The organism is Streptomyces sp. MZ04, from assembly GCF_004684775.1.
In the GTDB taxonomy this organism is placed as follows: Bacteria; Actinomycetota; Actinomycetes; order Streptomycetales; family Streptomycetaceae; genus Streptomyces.
Genome location: NZ_SRIC01000515.1, coordinates 1 through 2,363 on the forward strand (window position 1 = coordinate 1; position 2,363 = coordinate 2,363).

General features: G+C 66.2%; 2 protein-coding genes. Both read left to right on the top strand.

Annotated features, from left to right (window positions below; translation table 11 throughout):
• Window positions 1–125: 125 nt before the first annotated feature.
• Window positions 126–1,544 (top strand): IS21 family transposase, encoded by a 1,419-nt coding sequence (gene istA, locus E2651_RS42635; RefSeq protein WP_167829081.1) that lies wholly within the window; start codon window positions 126–128, stop codon window positions 1,542–1,544.
• A complete protein-coding gene (gene istB / locus E2651_RS42640; RefSeq protein WP_135336632.1) occupies window positions 1,541–2,311 on the top strand; it encodes an IS21-like element helper ATPase IstB in 771 nt (256 codons plus the stop codon). The genes istA and istB overlap by 4 nt, the downstream gene beginning before the upstream one ends.
• Window positions 2,312–2,363 lie beyond the last annotated feature (52 nt).

Consider the following 2,363-nt stretch of genomic DNA (forward strand, 5'->3'; position numbering starts at 1 on the left):
TGTCGGCGTACAAGTGGACGTGCACCACCTCGTACGGATGAGAGTGCACCAAAGTTGATGCGGTGGCAGACGGGTGCCGCGAGTCTTCTGTCGTCGGTTTCGAGGTGGCAGAGGGGCGGCGGACGGTGGTCTTGGACCCGCATCGCTGGCTGGAGTTGAGGCGGTTTCGCGGTCTGTACGAGTCCGGCTCGATGAGTCAGCGGCAGATCGCGAAGGAGACCGGGCTGAACCGCCGTACGGTCGCCAAGTATCTGTCGGGCCAGGTCCCGGCGGCGCCGCCGGAGAGAGAGCCCAGCGGCCAGCCGCGGAAGCGGATGGTGGACGAGGTCGCCCCGCTGATTGACGCGATGCTCCGGTCGGAGATCCTGCTCAAGGGGGCAGTGGTCCACGAGCGTCTGGCCTCGGAGTACGGGGTCATCATCAACTACCAGAGGATCAAGCTCTACCTGCAGGAGGCCAGGCCCCGGATCGCCGAGGAGCTCGGCATCAGCCCGAGTGAACTCGCCGGTCTGCACCGTCGCTTCGAGGTCGTCCCCGGTGCTCAAGCACAGGTGGACTGGGGCGATGAGGGCAAGATCCTCGCCCACGTCGGGATCCCGAAGGTCTACTCGTTCCACATGACGTTGTCGTACTCGCGTGATCCGTTCTGCTGTTTCACCACCAGCCAGGACCTGGCGAGTTTCTTCGACTGCCACCGGCGCGCGTTCACGCACTTCGGTGGGGTGCCGATGACGATCGTCTACGACCGCACCAAGACTGTCGTGCGTCGGCATGTCGCACCGGGTGAGGCCGTCCCGTTGCACCCGGAAGCCGTCGCGTTCTCCGGGCACTATGACTTCGACATCGACGTCCTGGCCGCCTATCGGCCCCAGGGCAAGGGCCGGGTCGAGCGCCAAGTCTTGATTGTCCGTGATCATGTGCTGGCCGGGCGGGCCTTCTCCTCGATCGAGGAGATGAACTCCGCCTTCGCGGCCTGGGTGCCGCTGCGGCGGGCGAAGGTGCACGGCACCCACGGCGAGATCATCGGGCACCGGGCCATGCGGGATCACGTGGCTCTGCGGACGCTGCCGCCGACTCCGTATGTGGTGGCCCAGCGGTATCTGCGGCACGTCGGCAAGGACTGCCTGGTCGCCTTCGACGCGAACCTCTACTCGGTGCCGGCCCGCAAGGTCCGCCCGCGTCAGCTGGTCGAGATTCGGGCGACCAAGTCCCAGGTCACACTGCACTCCACCGTCCCCGGCGCCGACGGGGAAACCCTGCTGGCCGCTCATCCGCGGGCGGTTGGCCGCGGCGCCCGGATCGTGGACGAGAGGCACTGGAACGGCCTACCCACCGGAGCCGGACGCCGCGTCACCACCGGTGATGTCCCGCCCCTTCCCCGCCACGACCGGCCTCTCGGGCCCGAGGCCGGTCCATTGCGAGCCCTGCTGAACCGGGCTGCTGCCGCCAGCATCGAGGTCGGCCGCCGCCCGTTGTCGGTCTATGACGAGCTCACCGGGACCCGTCCGTTCACCACCAACTCGAGCCCGAAGGAATCCTCTTGAGCGAGCTGACCGGCAACCGCATCCGCTCCACGGCCGGCAAGCTCGGCCTGCCCCATCTCGCGGAGACCATCAACGAGTTCACCCGCCGAGCTGACGAGGCGAAGATGGGATACCTCGAGTTCCTCGACCTGGTCCTGTCCGAGGAACTCGCGGTCCGTGAGGACCGTCGCTTCCGCAGCGGCCTGCGGACCTCGAAGCTGCCACACCACAAGACGCTGGATGAGTACGACTTCTCCTTCCAGCCCGAACTCGACCCGCGCAAGGTCAAAGACCTCGCCACCCTCTCGTTCATCGAGGCCAAGGCCAACGCGGCCCTGCTGGGACCGCCGGGGGTCGGCAAGACGCATATCGCCGTCGCCCTTGCGGTCGCGGCCTGTCGGGCTGGCTATTCGATCTACTTCACGACCCTCGACGACATGGTCCGCAACCTCAAGACCGCAGAGACGGCAGGGCAGCTGGTCAACAAACTCGGCACCTATCTGCGGCCCAGCGTCCTTGTTGTCGACGAAGTCGGCTACCAGCCCCTCGAACGCGCCGAGGCGAACCTCGTCTTCCAGGTGATCTCCAAGCGTTACGAGAAGGGCTCGGTCATCCTCACCTCGAACAAGACCTTCAGCGAGTGGGGCCAGGTCTTCGGCGACGAAGTCCTCGCCACCGCGATCCTCGACCGCCTTCTGCACCACTGCGAGGTCGTCTCCATCAACGGCAACAGCTACCGCCTCAAGAACCGTCTTCAAGCTATCGCGCGGGACTCCGACGTGGCCTGAGTGGTGCACATACCTCCGTACTCAGCGGAGCACTCAGCGAAGTACGCGGACA